At 51.1% G+C, this 25,754-nt stretch carries 22 protein-coding genes and 1 pseudogene; 17 read left to right on the forward strand and 6 right to left on the reverse strand.

Annotation, left to right across the window (positions count from 1 at the left end):
• The first annotated feature begins 252 nt into the window (after positions 1-252).
• Together COW20_00130 and COW20_00135 are read left to right on the forward strand one after the other, a co-directional pair.
• Positions 253-1,182 (forward strand): hypothetical protein, encoded by a 930-nt coding sequence (locus COW20_00130; protein ID PIW51086.1) that lies wholly within the window; start codon positions 253-255, stop codon positions 1,180-1,182.
• Positions 1,034-1,612: an acyl-CoA thioesterase gene (locus COW20_00135; GenBank protein ID PIW51087.1), complete on the forward strand. Its 579-nt coding sequence runs from the start codon at positions 1,034-1,036 to the stop codon at positions 1,610-1,612. Before COW20_00130 ends, COW20_00135 begins: the two co-directional genes overlap by 149 nt.
• A gap of 5 nt (positions 1,613-1,617) precedes the next feature.
• Here the strand turns inward: COW20_00135 and COW20_00140 are convergent, their stop codons facing one another.
• The 4 genes from COW20_00140 to COW20_00155 are packed head-to-tail and all read right to left on the reverse strand — an operon-like array spanning position 1,618 to position 6,303.
• Positions 1,618-1,842 (reverse strand): type II toxin-antitoxin system HicB family antitoxin, encoded by a 225-nt coding sequence (locus COW20_00140; protein PIW51088.1) that lies wholly within the window; start codon positions 1,840-1,842, stop codon positions 1,618-1,620.
• Positions 1,839-2,078 carry a hypothetical protein gene (locus tag COW20_00145; protein PIW51089.1) on the reverse strand — a complete coding sequence of 80 codons (240 nt, stop codon included), beginning with the start codon at positions 2,076-2,078 and terminating at the stop codon, positions 1,839-1,841. Before COW20_00145 ends, COW20_00140 begins: the two co-directional genes overlap by 4 nt.
• On the reverse strand, positions 2,075-4,276 hold the full coding sequence (locus COW20_00150; GenBank protein PIW51090.1) for a methylmalonyl-CoA mutase: 2,202 nt from the start codon (positions 4,274-4,276) through the stop codon (positions 2,075-2,077). The genes COW20_00145 and COW20_00150 overlap by 4 nt, the downstream gene beginning before the upstream one ends.
• The gene (locus COW20_00155) at positions 4,273-6,303 is read right to left on the reverse strand and encodes a hypothetical protein (protein PIW51091.1); all 2,031 of its coding nucleotides are present in this window, start codon (positions 6,301-6,303) and stop codon (positions 4,273-4,275) included. Before COW20_00155 ends, COW20_00150 begins: the two co-directional genes overlap by 4 nt.
• A 106-nt stretch (positions 6,304-6,409) precedes the next feature.
• Here COW20_00155 and COW20_00160 point away from each other — a divergent pair, with 106 nt between their 5' ends.
• The 9 genes from COW20_00160 to COW20_00200 all read left to right on the forward strand — a co-directional run bounded on the left by COW20_00160 (position 6,410) and on the right by COW20_00200 (position 14,506).
• The gene (locus tag COW20_00160) at positions 6,410-7,351 is read left to right on the forward strand and encodes a hypothetical protein (GenBank protein PIW51092.1); all 942 of its coding nucleotides are present in this window, start codon (positions 6,410-6,412) and stop codon (positions 7,349-7,351) included.
• Between the two features lie 73 nt (positions 7,352-7,424).
• A complete protein-coding gene (locus COW20_00165) occupies positions 7,425-7,766 on the forward strand; it encodes a hypothetical protein (GenBank protein ID PIW51093.1) in 342 nt (113 codons plus the stop codon).
• 19 nt (positions 7,767-7,785) lie between these two features.
• On the forward strand, positions 7,786-8,220 hold the full coding sequence (locus COW20_00170) for a hypothetical protein (protein PIW51094.1): 435 nt from the start codon (positions 7,786-7,788) through the stop codon (positions 8,218-8,220).
• Positions 8,221-8,304: 84 nt separating this feature from the next.
• Positions 8,305-9,024 carry a hypothetical protein gene (locus tag COW20_00175; protein ID PIW51095.1) on the forward strand — a complete coding sequence of 240 codons (720 nt, stop codon included), beginning with the start codon at positions 8,305-8,307 and terminating at the stop codon, positions 9,022-9,024.
• 37 nt (positions 9,025-9,061) lie between these two features.
• Positions 9,062-9,415 carry a hypothetical protein gene (locus COW20_00180; protein ID PIW51096.1) on the forward strand — a complete coding sequence of 118 codons (354 nt, stop codon included), beginning with the start codon at positions 9,062-9,064 and terminating at the stop codon, positions 9,413-9,415.
• A gap of 4 nt (positions 9,416-9,419) precedes the next feature.
• Positions 9,420-11,642 (forward strand): formate dehydrogenase, encoded by a 2,223-nt coding sequence (locus COW20_00185; GenBank protein PIW51097.1) that lies wholly within the window; start codon positions 9,420-9,422, stop codon positions 11,640-11,642.
• A gap of 147 nt (positions 11,643-11,789) precedes the next feature.
• Positions 11,790-12,650, forward strand: a complete 861-nt coding sequence (locus COW20_00190) for a formate dehydrogenase family accessory protein FdhD (GenBank protein ID PIW51098.1) — start codon at positions 11,790-11,792, stop codon at positions 12,648-12,650.
• Positions 12,651-12,698: 48 nt separating this feature from the next.
• On the forward strand, positions 12,699-13,346 hold the full coding sequence (locus COW20_00195; GenBank protein PIW51099.1) for a hypothetical protein: 648 nt from the start codon (positions 12,699-12,701) through the stop codon (positions 13,344-13,346).
• The gene (locus COW20_00200) at positions 13,346-14,506 is read left to right on the forward strand and encodes a hypothetical protein (protein PIW51100.1); all 1,161 of its coding nucleotides are present in this window, start codon (positions 13,346-13,348) and stop codon (positions 14,504-14,506) included. The genes COW20_00195 and COW20_00200 overlap by 1 nt, the downstream gene beginning before the upstream one ends.
• A gap of 15 nt (positions 14,507-14,521) precedes the next feature.
• Here the strand turns inward: COW20_00200 and COW20_00205 are convergent, their stop codons facing one another.
• Together COW20_00205 and COW20_00210 are read right to left on the reverse strand one after the other, a co-directional pair.
• Positions 14,522-14,947, reverse strand: coding sequence for a hypothetical protein (locus COW20_00205; protein PIW51101.1), 426 nt, complete (start codon positions 14,945-14,947; stop codon positions 14,522-14,524).
• Positions 14,947-16,569, reverse strand: coding sequence for a glucose-6-phosphate isomerase (locus COW20_00210; GenBank protein ID PIW51140.1), 1,623 nt, complete (start codon positions 16,567-16,569; stop codon positions 14,947-14,949). Before COW20_00210 ends, COW20_00205 begins: the two co-directional genes overlap by 1 nt.
• Before the next feature lie 1,536 nt (positions 16,570-18,105).
• Here COW20_00210 and COW20_00215 point away from each other — a divergent pair.
• From COW20_00215 to COW20_00240, 6 genes and pseudogenes are all read left to right on the forward strand, one after another.
• A pseudogene (locus COW20_00215) lies at positions 18,106-18,189 on the forward strand (PEP-CTERM sorting domain-containing protein).
• 695 nt (positions 18,190-18,884) lie between these two features.
• On the forward strand, positions 18,885-19,550 hold the full coding sequence (locus tag COW20_00220; protein PIW51102.1) for a hypothetical protein: 666 nt from the start codon (positions 18,885-18,887) through the stop codon (positions 19,548-19,550).
• 21 nt (positions 19,551-19,571) lie between these two features.
• On the forward strand, positions 19,572-20,018 hold the full coding sequence (locus COW20_00225; protein PIW51103.1) for a hypothetical protein: 447 nt from the start codon (positions 19,572-19,574) through the stop codon (positions 20,016-20,018).
• 238 nt (positions 20,019-20,256) lie between these two features.
• Positions 20,257-20,796: a hypothetical protein gene (locus COW20_00230; protein ID PIW51104.1), complete on the forward strand. Its 540-nt coding sequence runs from the start codon at positions 20,257-20,259 to the stop codon at positions 20,794-20,796.
• A gap of 407 nt (positions 20,797-21,203) precedes the next feature.
• Positions 21,204-22,520, forward strand: coding sequence for a hypothetical protein (locus COW20_00235; protein ID PIW51105.1), 1,317 nt, complete (start codon positions 21,204-21,206; stop codon positions 22,518-22,520).
• Positions 22,521-25,721 carry a hypothetical protein gene (locus COW20_00240; GenBank protein ID PIW51106.1) on the forward strand — a complete coding sequence of 1,067 codons (3,201 nt, stop codon included), beginning with the start codon at positions 22,521-22,523 and terminating at the stop codon, positions 25,719-25,721.
• Positions 25,722-25,754 lie beyond the last annotated feature (33 nt).

Consider the following 25,754-nt stretch of genomic DNA (forward strand, 5'->3'; position numbering starts at 1 on the left):
TTAAAGGGCTGTATGTCAACCAGCCTATTGTAGCGACTCAAGGGAACATCTCCTTTGGTTAGTTACAAGCTCTGGCCTTTAGGCCGGGGTCGTTGACTCTATGCCCCCCAAAAACTCAATTCCATTGAAAATCCCGAGGAGACCCCTTTTCTGGGTAAAGTTTAGCCCAGCCCTCTGCAAAACGCAAAACCCTGTAATAAAATCCCGGCCAGCACGTATAATAAGAGCTGAAATCCGTGCCCAGGAAAAGCCATGGTTCAAGTCAACCGCGTTCAGCAGACACAACCCACCCAAGCACCCGGCAGGGTTCAGGGCAAGCATCGCCAGGACAGCCCCGAGCCAGGGGTGATCTATGGACAGGTTCATCGCTCAGAGGGTGATCCCGAAGAGACGATTCAGGCCATTTTGCATTTTGCCCGTGAAAAGGTTCAGGAAAAACGGGGCGGTAAAGAGGGCAAGCAAGGCAAGAAAAAAAAGCAAGCGCAGAAAAAGAAACAGGCTGCCCGTTTTGATCCTGAAAAGACGTATATGATTGCCAGCCCTGTGCAGGAAACGCTGGTGCAACCCCGCCAGAATGGCTGTGCGCCGACCTGTCTGGCCATGTTGCTGCGCAAATACGGTCTGGTTCAGTCTGCCCGTGAGGGTTATGCCCGGATCGAAGCCCTGCGCACAGAAGGGGCTGAGCATCTCAACGATGTTGGGCTCAGTCTGGAGGCGATTTCAGATTATGCCCAGCAGGCCGGGCTGAAATCACGGGTGCAAAGGGGCTATAGTTTTCTCTCGCAGTTGGAAGGGCTTTTGCGCAGTCTGAACCGGGGGGCCACGCCGATTGCTTCGATTCAGTTGCCCGGCATGGGCAGCATGCGCCATGCGGTGCTGATTGTGGGCCTAACCCAGCACCAGGTCACGATTGTTGACCCGGCCCGCAGCGAGATTCAGCAGATGGCGATTGAAGATTTTCAGATTGCCTGGCAAAAAGAAGACAAAACCCAAGCCGGGGTGGGGCTTGCGTATATCGAAGTCTGGGGTGAGAATGCCCGCGGCGAGGTGCTGGAGCAGGTCATGGGCTGGGACAGTCTGCTCGAAGAATTTACCCGTGACGCCACGCTTTTTTCTGAAATCGCGACAGGCCGTAAAGACAGCCGTTTTGCGCCAGCGGTGGTACAATTCTTTGATGACTGAAGCCCTGCATACCGTTGAATTCTTAATTTATGAAACTTGGCTGGATACCTTCGGCCATGTCAACCATGCCAAATACCTCGAACTCTATGAACAGGCCCGTTGGGACTGGCTCAGTGTTTACAATATCAGCACCGAAACGATTCAGCGCACGGCGATTGGCCCTGTGATTCTTGAGGTCAAGGTGCGCTATCTGCGAGAACTCAAAGCCCGTGAGCATATTCGCATTACCACCCGCCTGGATCGCTTTCAAAAGAAAACCTTTCAAATCAGCCAGCAGATGCACCGCCTTGAAGATCAGGCTTTGGCCTCTGAGCTGGAGCTGACGGGTGGGATTCTCGACCTCAAAGCCCGCAAGCTGATAACCCCACCACCGGAATGGCGTGAGGCTTTGCGTTTGAAATTAGAAGACGACGAAAATAGCGCCTTTTAATCCGCTTAATCTACCCTGAAGTCTGCTTTGGCAGGTCGGGGTTCTGGAATCGGTTTGCCTTCGACCCGTGCGGCTTCCAGCCAGGCTGCCATGGCCCGTTCGACTTCATCCAGTGCTTCGCGGGGGGTGCTGCCAAAGGCCGAGCAAAAGGCCAAATCGGGCACTTGGGCAATATAGCCGTGGTCGGCCTCACTGTAAACAATCGTAATCGTATAGCGCTGTGCTTTCATACTTCCTCCAACTGGTATTTTTGCACCAGATAGAGAATCTGGCGAAGTTGCCAGGACTTGACCTTGCCATCGGCATTTTGCAGGCTGAGCAGTTCACGCACCTTGTCGTGGGCATAAATAAAATGCAGGCGGCTGAGGCTGACCTGACGAAAACCCAATTGGCCGATCAGGCGTTGAACTTCATTAAAGCTCAGCTCCTGCCCATGCTGAAGCTGTTGAAAAATAGGCTGACTCATGCTTCTTCCTCTGTGGGCCCAAAACGGGCCTGAATAATTTCCATCATCTGGGCGGCGGCTTCAGGAATCGAGGTGCCCGGGCCAAAAATAGCCGCTGCTCCCTGTTCATACAGCGTGGCATAGTCCTGAGCGGGTATCACGCCCCCACATACCACGATAATATCATCCCGGCCCAATTTTTCAAGTTCGGCGATCAATTGGGGCAGCAGGGTTTTGTGTCCGCCGGCCAGCGAACTCATGCCCACCACATGCACATCATTGTCCACAGCCTGACGGGCGGTTTCTTCGGGCGTTTGAAAGAGGGGGCCGACATCCACATCAAAGCCCATATCGGCATAGGCTGTGGCGATGACTTTGGCGCCCCGGTCGTGGCCATCCTGCCCCAGTTTGGCCACCAGAATCCGAGGTTGCCTGCCTTCGCCGGCGGCAAAGGCCTGGGTGAGGGCACGTACCGAGGCCACGCTGGCATTGCCTTCCTGGGCGTATTCCTTGCCATAAACCCCTGAAATCAGGCGGTTGCGGGCCTGAAAACGGCCCCAGACCTTTTCCAGGGCCTCTGAAATTTCGCCCAGGGTGGCGCGGGCGCGGGCGGCTTCAACTGCCAGGGCGAGCAGATTGCCCTGGCCTGTTTCGGCACTTTGGGTTAAGGCTGCCAAACAGTTTTCCACCCGTGCGGGATCCCGGTTTGCTTTGACCTGGGCCAGGCGTTGAAGCTGGGCTTCGCGTACGGCGCTATTGTCTACTTCCAGAATCGCGAGGCTGGCTTCTTTTTCCAGACGCCAACGGTTCACGCCGACAATCGTTTCCTGACCGGAGTCTATCCGGGCCTGGCGACGGGCGGCGGCTTCTTCAATCCGCATTTTGGGAATGCCCTCTTCCAGGGCGCGGGTCATGCCGCCATAGGATTCTACCTCTTTGAGATGTTCCCAGCCTTTTTCAATCAGGGCAGTTGTCAAATGCTCAAGCAGCCAGGAGCCCCCCAGGGGATCAATCACGCGGCAGATGCCGGTTTCTTCCTGCAGATAGAGCTGGGTATTGCGGGCAATCCGGGCTGAGAAATCGGTGGGCAGGGCTATCGCCTCATCAAGGGAATTGGTGTGCAGCGACTGGGTATGCCCCAATGCTGCTGCCAGGGCCTCCATGCAGGTGCGCACGACATTGTTGAAGGGGTCTTGTTCTGTCAGGGTCCAGCCTGAAGTCTGGGAATGGGTGCGCAGTGCCAGCGATTTGGGGTTTTGCGGCTGAAAGGGTTTGAGCAGACTGGCCCAAAGCACGCGGGCGGCGCGCATTTTGGCGATTTCCATAAAGGTATTCATGCCCTGGGCCCAGAAAAAGGAGAGACGGGGGGCAAAGGCATCAATCTGCATACCGGCTGCGATGCCTGTGCGCACGTATTCCAACCCATCGGCCAGGGTATAGGCCATCTCCAGATCGGCTGTCGCTCCCGCTTCCTGCATATGGTAGCCCGAAATGCTGATGCTGTTGAATTTGGGCATATATTCAGAGGTGTGTTTGAAAATGTCCGCAATGATGCGCATCGAGGGTTGGGGCGGATAGATATAGGTATTGCGTACCATGTATTCTTTCAAAATATCGTTCTGAATCGTGCCACTGAGCTGTTCCTGGCTCACGCCCTGCTCTTCAGCCGCCACGATATAAAAGGCCATGATCGGCAGCACGGCCCCGTTCATGGTCATCGAAACCGACATCTGATCGAGGGGAATTTCAGCAAAGAGGATTTTCATATCCTCTACGCTGTCAATGGCGACCCCCGCCTTGCCAACATCGCCCACCACGCGGGGGTGATCGGAATCGTAACCCCGGTGGGTGGCCAGGTCAAAGGCGACCGAAAGCCCTTTTTGGCCAGCGGCCAGATTGCGGCGGTAAAAGGCATTGCTCTCTTCAGCGGTGGAAAAACCGGCATATTGGCGCACGGTCCAGGGCCGCAGGGTATACATCGAGCCATAGGGCCCGCGCAGATAGGGGGGCAGGCCGGAAAGATAGCCCAAATGCTGGCAATTTTGCAGATCGGCTTGGGTATAGAGGGGCTTGAGGGGAATCTGTTCGAGGGTTTCCCAGGTTTTTTCAGCGGGGCTTTGGCCCGTTTCCGCCTGAAACTGTGCAGCCCAGTCTTCAGACGGGGTTGTGGCCCCAAAGAGGGGTATTTGCGTGAAATCAGGGTGTTGAAAGCGGCTCATGCGGGAACCCCCAAAAGATCAAGAATCGCGTTGAGTGTGGCGGGTAAATCTGCGCCCAGATAAATAAATTCTCGAATTCCGCTGGCCTGGTGGGCTGCCACCTGCTCCTTGGGATAGCCTGCCAGCAGAAGTGGCTGAGACCATCCCGCTTCGACACAGGCCGCGAAAACAGCGGGTACGATTTCGGGATAATCGGCATCAGCAGAACAGAGGACGGCCGCTGCAACCGGGGCCTGGCTCCAGGCTTGAACGGCTTCCTGGGCACTGGCAAAGGCCTCGGCCAGAATCACCTTCAACCCAGCCACCTCTAAAAAGCCTTGGGCGAAGTCTGCACGGGGTTTCCAGGCTTTGAGCGGGCCGAAGGGCAAGAGCAGAATCTGTGGGGGCTCGGGCAGGGCCTCAACCCGGGCGCGTAGTTTTTCAAAAGCTGCTGCGGCACGGTAAACGGGCAAGGCTTCAATTGCTGGCTCCTGAGCTGTTTCAGTCTGCATCAGCACGTTGCTGAGGGTGGCGATATCGGCTCCCCTGCGAATCGATTGTTTTAATGCTTGGGCGAAATCTTTGGTCTCAGGTTGAAAACCAGCGGGCATCCAGGCCGGAGCCCGAGGGGGGCGCGGCCCAGGCTCGGGGGGCGCAGGCAGCAGATGCAGCTCTGTTTCTGTTGCCAGGGGGGCGTATTGACTGGTCCCCACTAGGCTTTTTTTGCGTTTGGCAAAATCCTGCTGGCGTTGGCTGCGGGTTTCGGCGATCCAGCTTTGGGGCAGGCCTGTGGCCAAGGCTGGCATCAGACCGCCTTTTTGCTCCAGGGTTTGGAACAGGCCCCAGGCCTTTTCGGCCAGTTCTGTACTCAGGCTTTCCAGGGCATAGGCTCCCCCTGCGGGATCGATCAGGCGGGCCAGATTGCTTTCTTCACGCAGAATCAACTGCAGATTGCGGGCCTGGCGGCGGGCAAAGCTATCGGGCAGGCCCAGGGGCGCGTTGAAGCAGGCGGTGGATAAACTGTTAACACCGCCCAAAACGGCGCAGAAGGCCTGGCTGGTTACGCGCAGCATATTGACATACGGATCTGTTTTGCTCAGGCTGAGCTGTGAGCTGCTGGCGTGCAGCCAGAGCTGACCACTCAGGCCATAGGCCTGTAAAACCCGCTGCCAAAGCAGACGCAGCGCCCGGATTTTGGCCAGTTCGATTAAGAAGTCCGAGCCCGTTTCAAGGGTCCAGTGCAGGTGGGGAACCAGGCTTTCAGGGGAAATACCACGCTGATCCATCTCGCGCAGATAGGTCACGGCACTGCCGATCAGGCAGGCCAACTCCTGGCTGGCGGAGGCGCCTGCGCGGTGCCAGACCCGGCCATCGAGAGCCAGACTTTTGAGTTGCGGGGCGGTTTGCATCAGTTCCCGTATGCCCCAGGCGCTGCGATCGAGAATGCTGCTCAGGGGGGCACTCAGCTGGCCTTGGGCTGCCCAATCGGCGAGCGGGTCTTCGAGCAGGCCGCCGCGTAAGCTTTGGGGCTCTATGCCTTCTGCTTCCCAATAGCCCAGAAACAGACTTAAATTTGCCAGCGCAGGTGCTTGGCTGCGCACAAACAGTGGGGTTTGCGCGATGGGCAAATCGCGAAAGGCGGTTTGCAGGTCGCTGAGTTCTTCAAGTACCAGGCTGGGGCGTGTCGCATTCGGGCTGATTTCCAGCCAGAGGGCATCCAGCCCTTGGGGCAAATCTTCACGGGCAGAAGCGTTCCAGGTTTCAGGGCTGGGGTGAGGAATTTCCTGGCAGACCCACCAAGGCTGCAGCAGATAGCCGGCAGCCCGCTCACCTCGGCGGTGCAGGCCACTGGCGGGGGTCTGTTCAAGTTGGGGGGGGAGATCTGCGGCCCGGTAGATTGGCTTGATCGTCAGATCTTCATAGGTTTTTTTATGCAGTTTTTCAAAGGCCAGACCTTTGAGTTCTTTTTCGACCAGGGCTTGCCAGGCGCTGAATTCATGCCGGGGAAAAAGGGCGGGCAGATCGAGGTTCTCGCTGAGAGCTGTCATGGCGGATTCCCTTTCGGTGGACTTCTTTCCCAGTATAGCGAAATTGGCTTGAAATTGTACGCAAAACCATTGTACAAGAGGGGCCGAGGCTGTTAAACTCCCTGAATTGGAAAGGTGGCTTTTCGTGTCTGAAATCTATTCATGTCCTCAGTGTCAGCGTGTGGTTTTACCGGGTGATCAATTCTGTGCCGGTTGTGGCTGTGCCTTGACCTCAGAAGCCCCAGAACAGATTCAACCCAGCGAAACCCCCGAAGAAAGTTTTTGGAAACGTTTTCCTCTCTCCCCGCTGCAATCAGCCTTGAATCGGCCCTGGCTGATTATTTCTGTTTCTGCCTTGGGCGTCTTGATCTTGGGCTATCTGGCTGTTTTTCGCCCCTGGCAGGCGGTTGAGCCTTTGCCTCTTGCCAGTGCCTCTGCTTCACCCAGTGTTTCTGAAAGTCCTGTGGTTGCAGATGCTGCGGCTTTGCTGACAGCGGTTCCATCCCCTGCTCCAGAGTTGTGGCGCATCAAAGAAGGATTGGTGAATATCCGTTCGACGCCTTCTCTACAGGGCGAGGTCTTGGCTCGTGTCAAACAGGGAGCAAGCTATCCTGCGACAGGTCAAACCGCAGATCAGCAAGGCCATCATTGGATCGAACTGAAACTGGAACAGGGCACGGGTTGGGTCAGCTCCACGCTTCTAGAGGCGGTGCCTCGTGTCGCGGTCTCTGCCAGCCCCTTGAAAGCTCAAGCTTCTGCCTTGCCTGAAAAAATTACCCCCCCTGGGCGCTTGCTGAACCATGAGAAACTGGGAGGCTGGATGCTCGCCAAACCTGAGGATCGGCAGCGCACAGCTTTGGCCATGACCCGTCTGATGTTCCCGGATGAAGTGGCAGAAAGACAGAAAAAAAGAGCACTTTTATTGGAAACCTGTATTTCAGGCAGTGGCGAAGATACCAAGATCAACCACCATGATGTGGCTGAAATTGCTGCAATTTGTGCCCTGCTTTTGGGCTGGCAGGAAGAAAGCAAAGCGGCAGGCAGCGCTTCCTCTAAAAATCCCCAATAAAAGATCGTGTAGCCCGCATAAAAAAAGATTGACTTGGGTATAACTGAAGTATGACGCGTGAGGGAGTAATCACATGCTGGACTTTCAGGCCTTGGCCTCAGCCCGACAGGAAGTCGGAGTGCGTGACGAAGAACGTCAACGCCGTTCAGCAGAGCTGTATCAAAAGGCTTTGCTGATTTTAGCTGATTTTCAGCGCAAACAGGGAATTCAGAAATCTTTGCTCAAGCAAGCGGCCAATCTGCTGCATGAGTCATTGCTTTTGAATAACCAAAATCCTTATGCCTATTTGTGCATGAGTTATATTTTCTTTGTTCTCAATGATTTGCCCCGTACTCGCCGTTATTTGAATGCCGCCCGTAAACTCAGCCCCCATTTGCCCGAAGCGGGACTCTTACAAAAATGTCTTGCATCCTGAAGGAGACCTTAATTTTACAATGCTAAATTTTCCAAAATTTAATAGTATCAATCCCTTTAACAGTACTCCATCTACTTCGCCGCTTGCTGGTGCGGAGAAACCTCGCACAGAGAGCGGCTCTGTTCCTGCCTCGGGTGCCTCGAAACCTGCTGTCCCTGCAGAACTGCCGGGTTTGCCCGATACCTTAACCCTTGGCAGCGATGTCAAAGCGATTGATTCACTTCAGATTCAGCCTGAAAATGTTCAAGCCGGTGCTCCCTTTCTGAATTATTTAACCCAGACGGCCCCCAATGGGGAAGTTTTGGGTGGCCCCCAAGGGGGCGGTATTCAACGGCCTGAGGGCCCTGCTGTCGATACGCCCCCTGTCATTATTGGCTCGGTGCCCGGTGAAGGAAAAGACGCTTTGCGCGATATGATTGAAGCCATGAAAGCCTCTCTGCGCCAGGTTGAATAGGTTTTTTCATCCTTCAGGATTTTTTATTTGCTTCGGGCTTGCTTGGAGACTTTGCCTCCCCTGTTATAATGCAGGCGGAGGCTTTTGCTTGTGAACCTGCACCGCCTGATTGGCTTTGTCTACCGTAAAACCGACCAATGGACCCGCCCCTTTATCTTCAACCGGCAAAAAAAGCAGGTTCTGGCGGCCTATCCCCAACTCCGGCCCGTGATGGAGGCCTTTGAGCGGCGCTATATCCGTGTGGAATATGGGGCCCATGACCTCTCGCTAATGGAACGAATTCAACGCAAAATTGCCCAGGATGAACGCTATATTTATGGCGCCACCCCTTGGGTCGCTCTGTTGCGTTTGAGCCAGGAAATCGAGATTCGCCCCGATGAAGTTTTTGTAGAGTTGGGTTGTGGCACAGGCCATTTCTGTTTTTTCATGCAGCAGGTTTTTGGGGTTCAGGCGATTGGCATAGAAGCTTTAAATACCTTTGTGCTCAATGCCAAAGAAATGATGCAGGAACTTTCCGAGCCGCCGTCCTCACTTCATTTTGAGGGCTTGCAATTTCTCAACCTGGATTTTATGCATTTCAATTTTTCACGGGCCTCGCTGTTTTACGCGGCTTGGACCTGTTTCCCTGAAGCGGTGCGGGCCGCGATCCTTGAAAAATTTTTCAGGGAGTGTAAACCCGGTACCCGTTTGCTGGTTTTGACCCATGCTTTGGATGATCCCCGCTTGGAACTCAAACATGCATTTGAAACCTTTTTTTCCTGGGGACGTGATGTGGTGCGCCTTTACGAACTCAAACCCGCTTGAAAAAATCAGGGGCCTATCAGCGGTTTAAAGTTAAATTTTGATTAATAAAAACAGAGTTTTGCTCTTGAAATGGTTAAAAATCACAAATTTCTGTTATAATCAAGGCACAAAAATGCGGGGGGAGGGTCAGGTATTGGTTTGGGAACAATTAGAACTTTATGCTGAGAATTATCACCGTTTTACCCTCGAAGTCATGCCTTTATTAGAAGAAAGCTGCGATCAGGAAACCCTTTTGCAGATTTACAAAACAGCACGTCATTACCAGCGGGCTTTTGCCGAATTGGCGCGTGAAGAAACTGAAATCAGCCCCCTTTATCTGCGCCTGAGTATTACCTTGGCAGATACCTTGCAAAAAATTATCGGTTTGCCCGAAATGCCCTCCACGTATTAAGTTGATGGCCTGGCATCTGAACCCCCGTCACTGGGCTGGCTTGTCTCCCCAGGGGCTGGGTGAAATCAAACCCCATCATTTACTCGAAACCCTGCAGATTACCTGGCAGAACCGCGATCAATTGAGTTATGCCTGGCGGATTCTCAACAAAGGTGTCTGCGATGGCTGTGCCTTGGGCACAACCGGCATGAAAGACTTTACCCTCAAGGGCTTGCACCTGTGCACAGTGCGCCTCAATCTGCTGCGCCTGAATACCATGCCTGCACTTGACCCCACTCTCTTGGCGGATATTTCAGCGCTGAAGCACAAAACCAGCAAGGAATTGCGTGATTTGGGCCGGCTTTCGACGCCCGCTCTGCGTTTTCGGGGGGAGCAGGGCTTTAAACCCATCTCCTGGGATTTTGCCCTGGACTTATTGGCCCGTAAAATTCGCGGCCTGGATCCCCGGCGTCTGGCCTTTTTTCTGACTTCGCGCGGCATTCTCAATGAAAACTATTATGTGGCGCAAAAGGTGGCTCGCTTTTTAGGCACAAACCATATCGACAACGCAGCCCGAATCTGCCATTCACCCAGTTCGGTGGCGCTCAAGCAGGCCATTGGAGAAGGGGCCTCCACTTGTTCCTATCGGGATTGGATCGGCACGGATCTCTTGATTCTGATTGGCAGCAATGTGGCCAATAATCAACCCGTGACCACAAAGTATATGTACCATGCCAAGCAGGCAGGAACCAAAATTGTGGTCGTGAATCCCTATCAAGAGCCTGGCCTGGTGCGCTATTGGGTGCCTTCTGTGCCCGAAAGCGCCATGTTTGGCACCAAGCTGATGGACACCTTCTTTCAGGTGCAGACTGGCGGCGATTTGGCCTTTCTCAATGGGGTACTCAAGGCCTTGATTGCCCTCGGTGCCGTCGATCATGATTTTATTGCCGCACGCACCACGGGGTATGCTGAACTTCGCCAGCACCTTGAAACCCAGGTCTGGCAGGATTTAGAAAAACATTCCGGCAGTTCCCAAGCCGAAATGGAGCGCTTGGCAAACATGCTGGCAGGGGCCAAATCGGCAGTATTTGTCTGGAGCATGGGCATTACCCAACATACCCACGGGGTGGAAAATGTTCAGGCGATTATTAACCTGGCCCTGGCGCGAGGCTTTGTCGGGCGTGAACACTGTGGCTTAATGCCGATTCGCGGTCACAGCGGTGTGCAGGGCGGGGGAGAGATGGGCTGTCTGCCGGGACATTTGCCGGGGGGCAAGCCGCTGAACTCTGAAAATGCAGAAACCCTCTCGCGTTATTGGGGCTTTGAAATACCCGTTTGGTCGGGTTTAATGGCGGGCAATATGCTCGATGCTGCCCATCGCCGCGAATTGGATTTGCTGTGGTGTATTGGAGGCAATTTCTTAGAAACCTTGCCCGACCCCGCTTGGGTAGAAGAAGCTTTGGACCGTCTGCCGATTCGCGTGCACCAGGATATTTGCCTGAGTTCGCAAATGTTGGTCGATAGTGGCGAAATGACCCTGTTGCTGCCTGCCACCACGCGCTATGAAATGCGGGGCGGGGGCACAGAAACCAGCACCGAACGCCAGGTGATTTTCAGCCCTGAAATACCAGGGCCTCGGGTCGCGCTGGCCCGTACCGAATGGGAGGTGCTTGTGGATTTGGCCAAGCGGGTGCGCCCTGAGCAGGCCCATTTGATTGACTTTGCCGATACTGCTTCGATTCGGGCAGAGATTGCCCGTACCTGCCCCGATTATAAGGGCATAGAGCTGCTCAAGCAGGCCGGTGAAGCACTGCAATGGGGCGGGCGTCTGCTCTGCCGTGAGCGCTTTCGCACCCCCGATGGCAAAGCCACTTTTGCCTGTTTAACCCCGCCAGAGGCCGATTTACCCCCAGGTTTTTTCCGCTTGAGCACACGCCGGGGCAAACAGTTTAACAGCATGGTGCAAAAACCTGTCGACCCGCTGACGGGGGCGGCCCGTTTGGATATCCTGATTTCGGCCTCAGATTGTCAGGCCTTGGGGCTGACAGAGGGAGCCCCGCTCACACTGCTGTCTGAATTTGGGCATTTGCAAGCCTTTGCCAAAATCGCGCCGATTATTCCTGGCAATTTGCAGGTTCATTGGCCAGAGGGCAATGTGCTCTTGCCGCCCGATCGGCGCTCGGGGCCGGCGGGGGTGCCCGATTATAACGTGCTGGTAAGGATTGAAACCTCGCTTGCCAAGGGATAAGGCTTGGCCTTTGCTTTTGAACGGGCAAGCGCAGCATGCTGAACAAGTGAGAGAGAAAAAACGCGAGGGTTTTATGCCGAATCTGATCACACCCGAAGCACTCAAGCAGTGCCTGACCCATGTTTTTACTGAACCCCTGCCTCAGAAATGAAGCCCAGAGGTGCCTTGCGAAAGACCGCTGTGCTGCGCTGGCAAGCGGGAAAATTCTCGCGTTCACGACCGGATTCACTTGCCGTAGAAGAACCCCTTGAACTGCGCTTGAGCTGGGGCCCACCTGAACAGGCCCAAACCCGTTCTTTGATCACCACCCTGCGTACCCCTGGCGCAGATTATGAATTGGCTTTGGGTTGGCTTTTCAGTGAAGGGCTGATTCAATCGGCCCAAGATGTTGTCAAAATGACCTACTGTCTGGGAAAAAACAAGCTCGAACAGCAGTACAATATTTTGCAGATTCGGCTTCAACCGGGACTGCTTCCAGATTTAAGCCGAATGGAACGCAGCAGCGTGAGCCATGGCGGCTGCGGGCTGTGTGGCAAGCGAGAGATAGAGCAGTTGCAACAGCATCTCAAGCCAGATTTTACTTCGGATTTTCCTGCTGTACAGCCTGAACTGATTCTGAATCTTCCGCTTCAGGCTCGCCCCTTGCAGGCCTTATTCGAACGCAGTGGAGGCGTGCATGCTGCCGCACTTTTTAATCTTTCTGGTGAATTGCTCAGTCTTCAGGAGGATATCGGGCGCCACAATGCCGTGGATAAACTCATCGGTGCCGCCCTGATTGCAGGGCAGGTGCCCCTGCGCGAGCAGATCCTCTTTCTCAGTGGGCGGGCTGGCTTTGAGCTGATTCAAAAATCTTTACAGGCTTCTTTGCCGATTGTGGTTTCGGTCGGTGCGCCTTCCAGCTTGGCTTTGGAATTGGCGCAAAGCTATGGGCAAACCTTGATAGGGTTTCTGCGTGAAGAAGGCTTTAATCTCTACAGTGGTCAAGAGCGTTTGCAATTGATTGAATAAAACCGCGTCTGGTCATTGGGCTTTGAAAGCGTTAAAATAGTGCTGTGGATGGGCTCTCAGTCTTTTACTGAGGCTGATAAAACTCTGCATTATGCTAGAAAAAGGATGGACTTCATGCTGAAGCGTTCCCGTCGGGTCACCCCCGCGATTATTGGATCGGTCATGTCTTTGACCTTGATGACAGCCTGTGGCGAAAAAAAAGAAGATGCCTCGGTTTTTGAATCGATTGAACAGTGCGTACAAACTGGCCAGTACAACCAGGTACAGTGCCAGCAGCTCTATGAACAGGCCAAGGTTGAGCACAAGGATGTGGCACCTAAATTTGACTCTTTAGCAGATTGCGAAGCCGAGTTTGGCGTGGGCCGCTGTGAAGAGCCCGGTGGCGGCGAGGTCGCCAGCGCCGATACAGGTGGCGGCTCCGATCTCAGCCATACCACAGTGGTACATCACCACCATTCCTTTATGCCGATGATGGCGGGGATTATGATTGGCCAGTCGATGTCTCAACCCCTTTACCGCCCTTATACCAATGGCAGTTATGGGGCCTTTATGACCAACCGGGGCATGCCTGTCGCCACCACGGTGGGCCGTCAGAAAATCTCCCGTTCGATTGTCACCAGCCGACCCACACGCAGTACCACCACTTTGCGCCGCGGTGGTTTTGGGGCCATGTCCCGCTCCAGCATTTCCAGCTGATGGAAGCCCGGGAGTTTCAGCCCCGGCCCTATGCCCTGGAACTGGCTGATGAAACAGGCTTTACCTTTCATACCATTGATGGGGAGCCCTATTGGCATGAGGGGCGGGCCTATTGTTTCAGCATGGCCCAAGTCGAACAGGATTTGGAAGCCCCCACCAATGAATTGGTGGACATGTGCTATGAGCTGGTGGACGAGGCGCTCAAACGTGATGAGTGGTTGGATAAACTGGCGATCCCAGCCTATTGCCGTGATTGGATTCGGCACAGTTGGGACAGAGACGAACCCACGCTCTATGGCCGTTTTGACCTGAGCTACAATGGCGCAGGTCCGGCCAAGATGCTGGAGTTCAATGCAGATACGCCCACTTCACTGTATGAATCGGCGGTCTTTCAATGGATTTGGCTTGAAGACCTGCTCTCTCAGGGACTTTTACCGATTGATTCCGATCAGTTCAATTCGATTGAAGAAAAGCTGCTGGCCGGCATTCCCGAAATGGGGCTCGACAGCCTTGTGCATTTTGCAGGTATCACCGAGAGTGATGAAGACAGCGGCACCATTCGCTATCTCGAAGGCCTGTTTCAGCAGGTCGGGTTTCCGACCCGTTTTATGGATATGACCGAGATTGGCATTGACAGTGCGGGCCGTCTTACCGATTTACAGGATGAGGTGATTGAAGCGATCTTCAAGCTTTATCCCTGGGAGATGATGGTGCGCGAAGAATTTGGTAAGGCCTTGCCCTATGCCGGGGTGCGTTGGATTGAACCGCCCTGGAAAATGCTGCTTTCAAACAAGGGCATTTTGCCTCTGCTCTGGGAAATGTATCCCGACCATCCCAATCTGCTTCCTGCCTATTTTGCGGATGATCCGCAAGCGGGCCTGAAATTGGGTTCGCGTTATGTGAAAAAGCCGCTGTTCAGCCGTGAAGGGGCCAATATTACCCTTTACCAGGAAGGCGATCTGATTGAGCTGGGGGGCGAGTATGGCGCAGAAGGCTATATTCTTCAGGCCTACCACCCTCTGCCTGTCTTTGATGGCTGGAGTGCAGTTCTGGGTTCCTGGGTGATTCGCGGCGAGGCCGCTGGCATCGGCATTCGTGAGGATTTGGGCCCGATCACCACCAATGCTTCACGTTTTGTTCCCCATTATATCTGGGGTTAGAATCTCTTTTGAATGCTAGGGCACTTCCACTTGACCGAGGATGGGGGATTGAACTCCAGAATCATCAAGGTAGCGGATTTCATAATTTCCGGCCTGTAGGCGTTTTATTTTGAGAAACAGAGGGGCAGGTGGCGTTTCGGGGCAAAGCCCTTTTTTTAAGTGGATCAAAATACGGTTTTTCACCACTTGCCCTGTGACCTCTGAGAAACAGAGGGCAGAGTCAAAGGTGGGAATCACTTCAAGTGGGATTTGAATTTCTTGTGGACTGATCAAGGCGGGCTTTAATTTGATTCCTGAGGTTTTGGTCTGAAGATAGTCCCAGGATACGTTTTCCTGGCTCAACCAGACAAAGACTGCGGCACAGGAAGAGAATCCCACCAGGAATAAGGCACATAACCCACCCGAGAGCATGAACCGCAGCCAGAACAGTATTTTGGGCATTATACTTTTTTAAAGCGCTGAATCAGGGCATTGGTAGAGGGGTCATGCCGCAATTCAATTTCCGAGCTGTTTTCTAATTCTGGAATAATTTTCACTGCCAAGGCCTTGCCCAATTCCACGCCCCATTGGTCAAAGGAATCAATGCCCCAAATAATACCTTGCACAAAGACACTGTGTTCGTAGAGTGCAATCAGGTGGCCCAAGGCCATGGGGGTCAGCTTTTCCAGCAAGAGGGTTGTGGAGGGGCGGTTGCCTTCAAACACACGGTGTGGCACCAGCCATTCGGCGGTTCCTTCGGCACGTACTTCTTCGGCGGTTTTGCCAAAAGCCAGGGCCTCGGCCTGGGCGAACATATTGGCCATCAATTGCGTATGGTGGGGGCCGATTGGGTTGAGCGATTTGACAAAGCCAATAAAATCACAGGGAATCAGCTTGGTGCCCTGGTGAATCATCTGGTAAAAGGAATGCTGACCATTGGTGCCTGGTTCGCCCCAATAGATTCCCCCGGTTTGGTAATCCACGGGCTGGCCTTCGGCGGTGACCCGTTTGCCATTGCTTTCCATCGTCAATTGCTGCAAATAGGCGGGGAAGCGCTTGAGGTATTGTTCATAGGGCAAAACCGCAGTGGTTTCGGTCCCAAAGAAATTATTGTACCAAAGGTTGAGCAGGCTCATCAGCACGGGCATATTCTCGGCAAAGGGCGCATTGCGGAAATGCTGATCCATTTCATGAAAACCCGCCAGTAAATCTTGAAAATTCTCTGCACCAATTGCGATCATCGTGGCCAGTCCAATCGCTGAATCCATTGAATAGCGGCCTCCGACCCAATCCCAGAATTCAAACATATTGGCGGTATCAATCCCAAATTTCTGAACGGCTCCGGCATTGGTTGATACCGCGACAAAATGACGGGCGATGGCGGCTGAATCCTGCAGTTTGTTCAAGACCCAATCGCGGGCTGTGTGGGCGTTGGTCATGGTTTCTAGCGTGGTAAAGGTCTTGGAGGAAATAATAAACAGGGTTTCTTCGGGGTCGAGATCCTGGCTGGCTTCAGCAAAATCTGTGCCGTCGATATTGGAAACAAAGCGGAAGTTTAAATTACGCTGGCTGTAGTGCTTTAAGGCTTCATAGGCCATAACAGGCCCCAAATCTGAGCCGCCAATGCCAATATTGACCACCGTGCGAATGGGTTTGCCGGTATAGCCGGTCCATGTGCCACTGCGTACTTTTTCGCTGAAGTTTTTCATTTTGGCGAGTACGGCCTGTACTTCGGGTACGACATTCTGCCCTTCATAGAGCAGCTCTTGGTCGGCAGGGGTGCGCAGGGCCACGTGCAAGACCGCGCGGTTCTCTGTGTGATTGATGCGTTGGCCTTGAAACATGGCCTCAATTTTTTCTTTGAGCCCGGATTCTTCTGCCAGTTGTACCAGCAGGCTGAGGGTTTCGGCGGTCACCCGGTGTTTGGAATAGTCAAAATAAATGCCCAAGGCATCCAGCGAAAGTTTTTCTACCCGTTGGGGGTCGTCAGCGAAGAGTTGGCGCAGATGCAGCCCCTGAATTTCGCTGTAATGTTTTTGCAGGGCCAGCCAGGCGGGGCGTTGGGTTAAGGGTTGGGTGCTCATGGAGGGTTCCTTTTCTATCGCTGCTTCTGGTATTTTGCCTTGCTGCTGCGGCAATGGCAACTGTGGGAGGGCATAACCCTGCTCTGAGAGGGATTTTTGAAAGGTGTTTCCTGACTCACCCTTGGGTCTGGCGGGCCGCATGTGGCGCACATCGTGTGCGTCACATGCTTTTTTCATTCCGCCGTTTGTTCCATCTTGGTTTATGCCCTTTGGGTGAACGGCTTCATTGCAGGTGCCCGCTGCGCCCCAGGATGAAGCCTGGAATTAGTTGGGGTTTTGTGGGTATAGCGCTTACGACAGGCAGGGGTTCTTGTTTCAAGTGCGAATTTAAGTTTATAAAGGAATATTCTTCAGCAGATTATTTTGAAAGAAGCATTTATTGTTAAAAATTCTAAAGAATTTAGACAGTATTTTGAGTAAATACTTTTATTGTAAAGAAATAGGGTGAGTTAGTTCTTGATTTTGTTTGCGGCTTTTAGACTTTGATCTGCATGATTTATGTATGACAAATGTATAAAGAAAATTCTACAAATACAATAATTTGTTGACACAATCTTTAAAATCTTTTGCTAAACTATTCGGCAACCTACTTGATGCCTTGATGGAGTCTGACCTATGCAATACAATCGTTCTCGCCTCTCGCCTCTCGCCTCTCGCCTCTCGCCTCTCGCCTCTGGGCGTGCTCTGCGCTTAACCAAAGCGATTAAACCCTTTACGGCCAGTGTTCTGGCCAGTCTACTGCTTTTTTCTTGTATAGCTCAGACGCCTGTTTTAAATGGCCGTTCGCCAAGTGGCAATCAAACTCAATTCAAGCAAAATCATTTAAAACTACCCAAAGATACGTTTTATTACAGTCCAGGTTTTCAGGGTGAGATTTTTGAGAAACGTTTTGCCGTTCAAAATCTTCCTATTGATTCAGGCTGTACTTCAGGTTGTGTTGATGAGTTGAGTGCCTCGATGGCCTGGCCAGCTCCCTCCTGGCAGCCTCAGGCAGGAAGTATTAGTCTGGCTTCTTTCGGCTCAGCCGCACCAGGCTCAAGCTATGGTTATGGGTTCAATGTTCTTGAAACAGGTGTCTATAACGGAGAAACGATTGCAACTAAAGTGAAAGTTGGCATTAGTGCGGTTTTGAACAGTTATCTTTCAGGCGGTTCAATCCCTGTGAGTTTTGTTCAATCCGTCAAAATTGCAGAATTGATCTTTACGAGTGTCGATGGTTTGAGTTTCAGTTTAGAAAGTGCCCGCTCAGGCTATGCTCCCATATACTATAACTGGTCAGATCCCAATGCAGAAGGAACATGTCAGGGCGCGGGTTGGGGACAAGGAGAAACAGATCTGCCTGTGACGGCTCAATTCTCACTCAATCCGACTACTGGAAAAGGAATTTTGAGTGCCAGTCTGAATGGGTTAATGAATTACGCATATTATAATGCAAAGTACCCAGGCAATCCCTATTCTTGTGCTTATATCAGTGGCGTAACCGGGCAAAGTAGTGCTTCTGTGAATATGACCTTTACTGTCAATTTTGAACAGAATCCCCAGCCTACCCCCACTCCCACCTCTTCGCCCACGCCAATCCCTACCCCAACCCCTGTTCCCACGCCTACGCCAACTCCTGATCTGTGCGATTGCGGTGGTTTTCAGACTTTAGCAGCAGGAAAGAAAAACTGCCATCCAAGTTGTAAGTCCAGAAAAATACGCCCTGTTTACTCACCTATTAAACAAAATAAAACTTGCTCATTTAGTGGACCTTTTATAAGTGAAAATACTATTCTTGAAGTAGCTAAGGTTCATGATTTTGACCGTGATCAAAGCGTTCCGACTCATGATGTTGAGATAATAATTCGAAACAGAGGAAAGTTTCCTTCTGCTGCAGGTTTTGATCCTGAATTAGATTTTATGCGTACTTTACGTATTGAAGCGAAGCAGAAACGACTTAATAATGGGCAATTAGTAAATATTACTTCTTCAGGTAACTTAGCCGTAAAAGATAAAAATCCAGTTCAGTATATAGATCAAATAATGAGTGATTTCCTTGCAAATGATTTATTAACAGATGTGTTCTATCGTCATAATTTTTCTAGCCCTAATATTCAAAAATACCCAACACTTAAAAACCTATTTTCAGATTTAATAACGGATGATACTGCCCAAGTAGCTGTAATATCAGCAAATCTCAATTCTGTGCAAAGTCAAATTTCTGAAGGTGAAAGTTTGGTTTTAATAATTGAATTTACAGTGGGGCTTCGAAGTTTTGTAACTGCATTAGAATTGACTAAATCTTCTGATAAGAAAGGCAATTGGAGTGAGATAAAATGTTATTAATAATTCGCAAAGTAGTCAAAAAAATCCTTATTTTATCTGTTTTTATATCTTTGTTTAGCTCTTTGAGTATTTCTGTTTTGGCTGAGCCAGTTGCATTTGATCGGATTCTGGGAAAAACAAATCCAGACTCATCTGTTACAGATCTTTTGACCAACAGAGCAATTTTTCCAAGAGGACTGAAACAGCCTATCAAAAGTGTTGAAATTTATATGGGTGGATCTTTTAAAGATTATCAAAAAAGAAAGATAAAAATCAATAATCGAAGTTATTTATGGGTTATTGAAGATTTGAAATTTAATTCACCCAAGGCAATCTATTTTGTGAAAGATGATGTAATAAAGGGATATTGTCTTATTGAAGATTTTTTAGTTTACGATCGTTTTTCAAATGACCCAGAATTACAGCAGATTTATGCTGTTTCTGAATCAACCACGTATTTTTCTAATAAATTAAAGATGTTTTCGAATGTGAATGTTTTGGTTCGCTCTCAGTTTAATGAACAATCAGAAGAAACCTATGTATTTGTAAGTGTTCTTGGATTAAACTTTCTATTTATTGATGCATATTTCCCTATGGAAATCAAAGCGATGGTGTATCCCTTAATGGTGGATGCCCTTAATTCGGCTATTGTTAGATTTCACGCTGGTGCAAAATAATTTTCTTCTCCCTTATCCCGATTGGGGTTTGAAAAAGAACGATTAAATGAATTGGCTTATAGATATGAGCCCCTTCTCGGTTCTCTGGGTTATGAGCTTGTTCAAGAGATGAGCGCTTTGATTGCACGCGCCCATGATGAAATATTTGATAAGTGGCAGGCTGATATTCAATTGGCTTTTCATTTGTTTCAAAAAAAGGCTTGTGCTTTTGAAACCGCTCCAAAAACTCATCCCTGTAATTTAAGCACCCCTTTAGGGATTTATGAGCCAGCAGGATATCATCCCCGATATCCAGGAGATCCCGTCAAAAGTAAAGAACCTGATAATGGCCAAGCGGCTTTAGCAAATTCTCTGTATTATTCTGGTATTAATGATCCTGGTCGGGAAAGAAGAATTGGGATTGGGGCTGGTGAATTTGTTGTGTTGGATAGAGATCAAAATGCTTTCCCTGGTCAAGCAGCTCGGTGACATGGGCATGTAAGAGAATGGGAGACGTTGGAGCAGAAAATGAAAAATATTTTGATAAAAAATGGCTATGTAGGCTTTAAGAAAAAAGGAAAAAAGCCAACAATAGTAAAGGATAATTGTTGAATATATGAGTTTGGGAGATTTGGAGCTAAATCAAAATTTTCTTAGATTTAATATTGATTCGTGTAATTACCTTGAGTTTGTACTGGATGATCCTCTATCAAATATCTATAGATGGATGAATACTGAGGGGTTTTTGATCACTCCCCAAAAAAAATGGAAAATTTTTTATTATGATCATCTAGATTGGGCTATGTATCACATGGTAAATGCATTGACTCGTGCTCTTTCTGGTAAAGATCCGATCAAACCGGAAATGTTTGAAAAAGGAGTGGGATATTTTCAAGATCTGAAATGGTTTTTTGAACCAGATGATGATTCTCCTTTTCGAAATTCTCCATTTCAAGAGGTTTATGATAAATATCTTCAACCGTCAATGAGTAATGAATTACTTAATTTTTTAGGTAATAATGATTGGCTCTATCACCATGAAGGTAAAATTTATCTTGAGCTTGCTGAACTGTTCGAACCAGATGAGTTTGATGATGATTATAAGCAAAAATTTGAAGTCTTTATGCAAAACTACAGTTTTAAACGCTTTGAAATTACCCGAGAAACAGCTCAACAATGGATCTCTATCGGGGAAACCATCATGGAGGCCATACATGCAGCAGGTAAAGCTGGTAAGCTTTGGGGGCCAGAGCCTGATATGCCTTGATAAAGTCTTGTGGCTTATTGAAGAGTATTCCCCAGCAGTTTAAAAGACTGGCAAACTGAAACCGAACAACGCTTGACGCAGATCCAGACCCTCAGCCAGGAACTGACCACACCTGCGATTTTGGCTGCGACAGAGCAATATGTGTTCAACGTCAATTACTTTTTTCGCTCATCATTAGATTTCCTCATTACGAGCTTTTTGCTTCTAATCTTATCTTAACCGTTTCCTAATTCCTGAGGCCTACGAGATTCAATTTCTAAGCGCGAAGAAAACCACTTTCTTGCGAATTTTCATGCAATTTCAATTTGAATCTACTCACAGGACCCGTCCACTGTGCTAATCTATTTTAGATAGTAAAATATTTATTAACTAAAATAGTTCTTAGCAAGATTGAAAAAGATACAGCCATGAAAAAAAAATGGATTCTGATCACAGGAATATGTGTGGTGGTGCTTGCCTTTGCGGCTTTGGTGGGCTCACGTGTACAACAGAAAAAAGCCCGTGCAGAAGCACTTAAACAGCAGGTTCCGCCTCCCACAGCCGTGGCCGTGGCAGCCCCCCGGCAAGGCCGGATGGTAGATGCTCTCAACCTGACCGGCAATGTGGTCGCACAGCAGGAAGTTCAGTTGGTGCCCAAAGCCAGCGGCCGTCTCAACAGCCTGTGGGTTCAAGAGGGCAGTCCTGTCGTCAGGGGGCAGCAACTCGGTGAAATTGACCATGCTGAACTCGATGCGCAAATTTTGCAGGCCCAGGCCTCTGCCCAGACTGCCAAAGCCAATCTTGCACAAATGCAGAATGGACCCCTGAAAACCCAGATTGCCCAGGCCCGTGCTTCGGTACGCCAGCTGGAGGCCACCCTTCAGCAATTGCAAACCAGTTCTGCGCAAACCGAGCGCGATCTGCAGCGTCAGCAAGCCCTGGCTGCTGAAGGGGTAATTACCCCGCAGCAATTGGAGCTTTCACGCACCCAATTGCAAAGCAGCAAACAGCAGATTCTGGCCATGGAACAGCAGATTGTGGGGGCCCGCGCCAATTTACAGCAATTATTGGATGGCACGCGCCCTGAACAGATTGAATCAGCCCGCGCCCAATACCATCAGGCCCTGGCCACGATCCGGCTTTACCAGGCCCAGTTGCAGAATTACCGCCTGATTTCTCCTCTGACGGGGATTGTGACCCAGAAACATGTTGATCCAGGCAATTTGGTGGGGTCTTCGGGCCCGGTTCTGAGCCTGGCCCAAAACCAACGCCCTGAAGTTGAAATCTTTTTACCCGAGCGCGAAATTGAAAAGGTACACACCGGTCAACAGGTTGAACTGCGTGCGGCGGGTTTTGCCAACCAGGTGTTTATCGCCCATCTCACCCAAATTTCGCCGATCGTCAATCCCCAAACCCGTCTGGTCAAGCTGACAGCACGTTTGGACAGTTCCCGCAGTCTGCCATCAGGTATGCTGGTCGATTGCCAGATTGTGCTGCAGGAAAAACAAAAAACCTGGGTGGTGCCTGCTGAATCGGTGATTCATGAAAAAACAGGGGATCTGGTGTATACCGTGAAGAACAAGACCGTCACGGCCAAACCCGTCAAAACGGGCTTGCGCACCCCCGAAGAAATCGAAGTGCTGCAAGGCCTGGTTGCTGCCGATCAGGTGATTGTCAAAGGCAATAGCTTTGTGCGCCCCGGCGATAAAGTACAGGTTCAAGCCGCCGTGCAGGAGGCTCAGTAAGTGGAGCCTGAAGTGAAGTCTGAACAAAAACCCGAACAAAAACCTGAAAACCAGGGATTTAATATCTCTGAATGGGCGATTCGGCGGCCCGTTAGCACCGTTATGCTGATTGTCTGCCTCTTGGTTTTGGGGTTTATGTCCTATACCAACTTGCCTGTTGAGCTTTTCCCCGATGTCAGTTTCCCGATTGTCTCGATTTCCACCACCTATCCGGGGGCTTCTGCGCGAGAAATGGAGACCCTGGTTTCCAAACCCTTGGAAGATGCCGTCAGTGCCCTGAATGGGATTGAGCATATTACCTCTACCTCCAGCAATGGCATTTCAACCGTGCTGATTCAGTTTCAGCTTGAAAAGAATATCAAAGACGCCTCCAATGAGGTCAATGAAAAGGTCGCACTGGTGCGCAAAAAATTGCCCCAAGATGCCGATGAGCCGATCATTGCCCGCGTCGACCCCAATGCCGCACCTGTGCTCTTTTATGCCATGACAGGCCGGCAGTCTTTGTCTGAAATCACAGATTTTGCCCGTGACGAGCTTAAAAGCCGCTTGCAGAAGATCAGTGGTGTGGCCGAGGTTAGTATTTTGGGGGGGCAAGAGCGCGAAGTTCAGATTCTGCTGGAGCCCGCTTTGCTCAGCCAGTACCGCCTGACCCCCGCCCAGGTCAGTGCCCGCTTGCAACAGGAAAACCTCGATTTTCCCAGCGGCCAGATAGATACTGGCCGTTCGGTGATTATTATGCGTACCGTCAATTCCTATAAAACCGCAGCCCAGGTAGGTCAGACCCCGATTGCCATACAGGGGGGCAAGGTCTTGACGCTGAATGATCTGGGCACGGTGCGCGATGGCTTTAAAGACCTCACCACCCGTACCTGGTGGAATGGCAAGCCTTCGGTGGTTTTGTCGATTCAGAAACAGTCAGGAACCAATACGGTTGAAATGGCGCACCGCCTGGAAGCTGAAGTCGAGAAAATCCGCGAAGAACTGCCTTCGGGCATGAAAATTGACCTCTCCTTTGATACCGCTAAATTTATTGAAGAATCCAAAGATGGCGCCATGGAAGAGCTGATCGTGGGCTCGCTGTTGGCGGTGGTCGTGATTTTTCTCTTTCTGCGCACCGTGCGCGGGACGATTATCGCTGCGATTGCGATTCCTACCTCGGTGATCTCGACCTATACCTTTATGGCCATGCTGGGTTTTTCGCTCAATTTTATGAGCCTGATGGGGCTTTCGCTGGTGGTCGGTATTCTCGTTGATGACGCAGTTGTGGATTTGGAGAATATCTTCCGCCATATTGAAATGGGCGAAGATCCCTTCCGAGCTGCGATTCGGGCCACCAATGAAATCGGTCTGGCGGTGGTAGCCACCACCTTTTCGATTGTGGCGGTTTTTGCTCCGGTCGGGTTTATGGGCGGTATGATTGGGCGCTTTTTCAGACAGTTTGGTCTGACCGTGTCCTGTGCGGTACTGGTCTCTCTGCTGGTGGCCCGTACCCTGACGCCCACCCTTGCCGCTTATTTTCTCAAACCCATGCCTGCCAAGCACGTTGATGAACACGAGGCTGCTGTCGAAGGGATTGGCGGCGTGTACCAGGAGATGTTGCGCTGGGCCTTGAATCACCGTTTCTGGACCTTGGGCATAGCGACCCTGACCTTTATTGTGGCGATTCCGATTGCGGGGCTTTTGCCCACAGGTTTTGCGCCTAAAAATGACCGCGATGAATTTTCGATTGGCGTGGACATGCCCTCGGGCAGCAGTCTGAACCAGACCACGGCCCTGCTGCAGGAAATTGCCCGCAGGGTAAAAACCGAGCCGTTGGTTAAAAGTTTGCTGATCACCTCGGGCTCCAGTCGGGGCAGCACCGATTCTGGTTCGGTAGCGGTGACGCTTAAGTCAAAAAAAGACGGACGGCGGGAGAGTGCCGCCCAGGTACAGACCCGCTTACAAAAATTGACTGAGAATATTCCCGGTGCGATTATTTCCTACCGTGAAACCCAAGGGGTGGATGATGGCACGGGCAATACCTATGATATGAACCTCTCTTTGCAGGGGGACAATCTCGAAGATTTGCAATCGGTCGCGGATAAACTGGTGGCCCGTCTGCACCAGATGCCGGTGGTCAAGGTTTCGAAAACCTCAACCGGGACGCCCCGCCAGGAGATTTATCTCAAGGTGGATCGCCGCCGGGCGATGGAATTGGGCATTACCCCTGCGGTTTTGGCCAGCACGATTCGTGCCGCCTCTTTGGGGGATATGGTTACCCAGATGCGCCTTGACAATACCAATGTGGATATTCGCGTGCGCCTCAAGGATTTGGAACGCTATGCCTATGAGCGTCTGCGTTCGCTGCCAGTGCAGAGCAGTACGGGGGCTCAGATTCCGCTGGCAGCCCTGGCCGATATTCAGTTTGAAATTGGCCCCACGAATATTAACCGCTATGACCGTGAACGCCAGGTGATGGTCTATGCCAATGCCACGCCAGGGGCTTCGCTCAGTGAAATTATCGGCCCTGTGACCGAAGAACTCAAGAAAATGAAACTGCCGCCTGGGGTCAATTACAAGTTTCAAGGCCAAGCCGAACGGATGAAGGATTCTTTCAAGAATATGGGCCAGGCCATGATTTTAGCCGTGATCTTTATTTACCTGATTCTGGCCTCGCAGTTTGAGCATTTTCTGCATCCGCTGACGATCATGGTGGCCTTGCCGCTTTCCTTTGCTGGGGCCTTTATGGGCCTGTTTCTGGCCAATCAGGAATTGGGGCTGATGACCCTGATCGGGATTGTCATGTTGCTGGGTCTGGTGGTGAAGAACTCGATTCTTTTGGTGGATTACAGCATTACCCTGATCAAAGAGGGTTTGCCCCGCAACAATGCCTTGCTGGTGGCGGGGCCGGTGCGACTGCGCCCGATTCTGATGACCACCATTGCGATGATTGCGGGCATGTTGCCCGTGGCCATGAAACTTACAGCGGGATCAGAAACACGTGCGCCGATGGCTGTGGCGGTGATTGGGGGCTTGATTACCTCTACGCTTTTGACCCTTTTGGTCGTGCCTGTGGTCTTTACGCTGATGGACGATTTTGTCCGTTTTCTTGGGAAGTTTACGGGCTTTCATGTGAACCATGAACACCCCTTGAAAGAGGCTGAAGAAGGCGCTCTGGAAGCGCTTCAGGCGGCTGAGGCTTTGCCTGAAAATTTGACCTAAGCAAGAAGAATTTTAGCATGTAAGCCATATGTT

The organism is bacterium (Candidatus Blackallbacteria) CG13_big_fil_rev_8_21_14_2_50_49_14 (assembly GCA_002783405.1).
Classification (GTDB): Bacteria; Cyanobacteriota; Sericytochromatia; order UBA7694; family UBA7694.

Coding starts and splice junctions, on each gene's coding strand:
- COW20_00130 (PIW51086.1), top strand. CDS start 253: ATGGTTCAAGTCAACCGCGTTCAGCAGACACAACCCACCCAAGCACCC.
- COW20_00135 (PIW51087.1), top strand. CDS start 1,034: ATGCCCGCGGCGAGGTGCTGGAGCAGGTCATGGGCTGGGACAGTCTGC.
- COW20_00140 (PIW51088.1), bottom strand. CDS start 1,842: ATGAAAGCACAGCGCTATACGATTACGATTGTTTACAGTGAGGCCGAC.
- COW20_00145 (PIW51089.1), bottom strand. CDS start 2,078: ATGAGTCAGCCTATTTTTCAACAGCTTCAGCATGGGCAGGAGCTGAGC.
- COW20_00150 (PIW51090.1), bottom strand. CDS start 4,276: ATGAGCCGCTTTCAACACCCTGATTTCACGCAAATACCCCTCTTTGGG.
- COW20_00155 (PIW51091.1), bottom strand. CDS start 6,303: ATGACAGCTCTCAGCGAGAACCTCGATCTGCCCGCCCTTTTTCCCCGG.
- COW20_00165 (PIW51093.1), top strand. CDS start 7,425: ATGCTGGACTTTCAGGCCTTGGCCTCAGCCCGACAGGAAGTCGGAGTG.
- COW20_00170 (PIW51094.1), top strand. CDS start 7,786: ATGCTAAATTTTCCAAAATTTAATAGTATCAATCCCTTTAACAGTACT.
- COW20_00185 (PIW51097.1), top strand. CDS start 9,420: ATGGCCTGGCATCTGAACCCCCGTCACTGGGCTGGCTTGTCTCCCCAG.
- COW20_00190 (PIW51098.1), top strand. CDS start 11,790: ATGAAGCCCAGAGGTGCCTTGCGAAAGACCGCTGTGCTGCGCTGGCAA.
- COW20_00195 (PIW51099.1), top strand. CDS start 12,699: ATGGGCTCTCAGTCTTTTACTGAGGCTGATAAAACTCTGCATTATGCT.
- COW20_00200 (PIW51100.1), top strand. CDS start 13,346: ATGGAAGCCCGGGAGTTTCAGCCCCGGCCCTATGCCCTGGAACTGGCT.
- COW20_00205 (PIW51101.1), bottom strand. CDS start 14,947: ATGCCCAAAATACTGTTCTGGCTGCGGTTCATGCTCTCGGGTGGGTTA.
- COW20_00210 (PIW51140.1), bottom strand. CDS start 16,569: ATGAGCACCCAACCCTTAACCCAACGCCCCGCCTGGCTGGCCCTGCAA.
- COW20_00220 (PIW51102.1), top strand. CDS start 18,885: ATGTTATTAATAATTCGCAAAGTAGTCAAAAAAATCCTTATTTTATCT.
- COW20_00230 (PIW51104.1), top strand. CDS start 20,257: ATGAATACTGAGGGGTTTTTGATCACTCCCCAAAAAAAATGGAAAATT.
- COW20_00235 (PIW51105.1), top strand. CDS start 21,204: ATGAAAAAAAAATGGATTCTGATCACAGGAATATGTGTGGTGGTGCTT.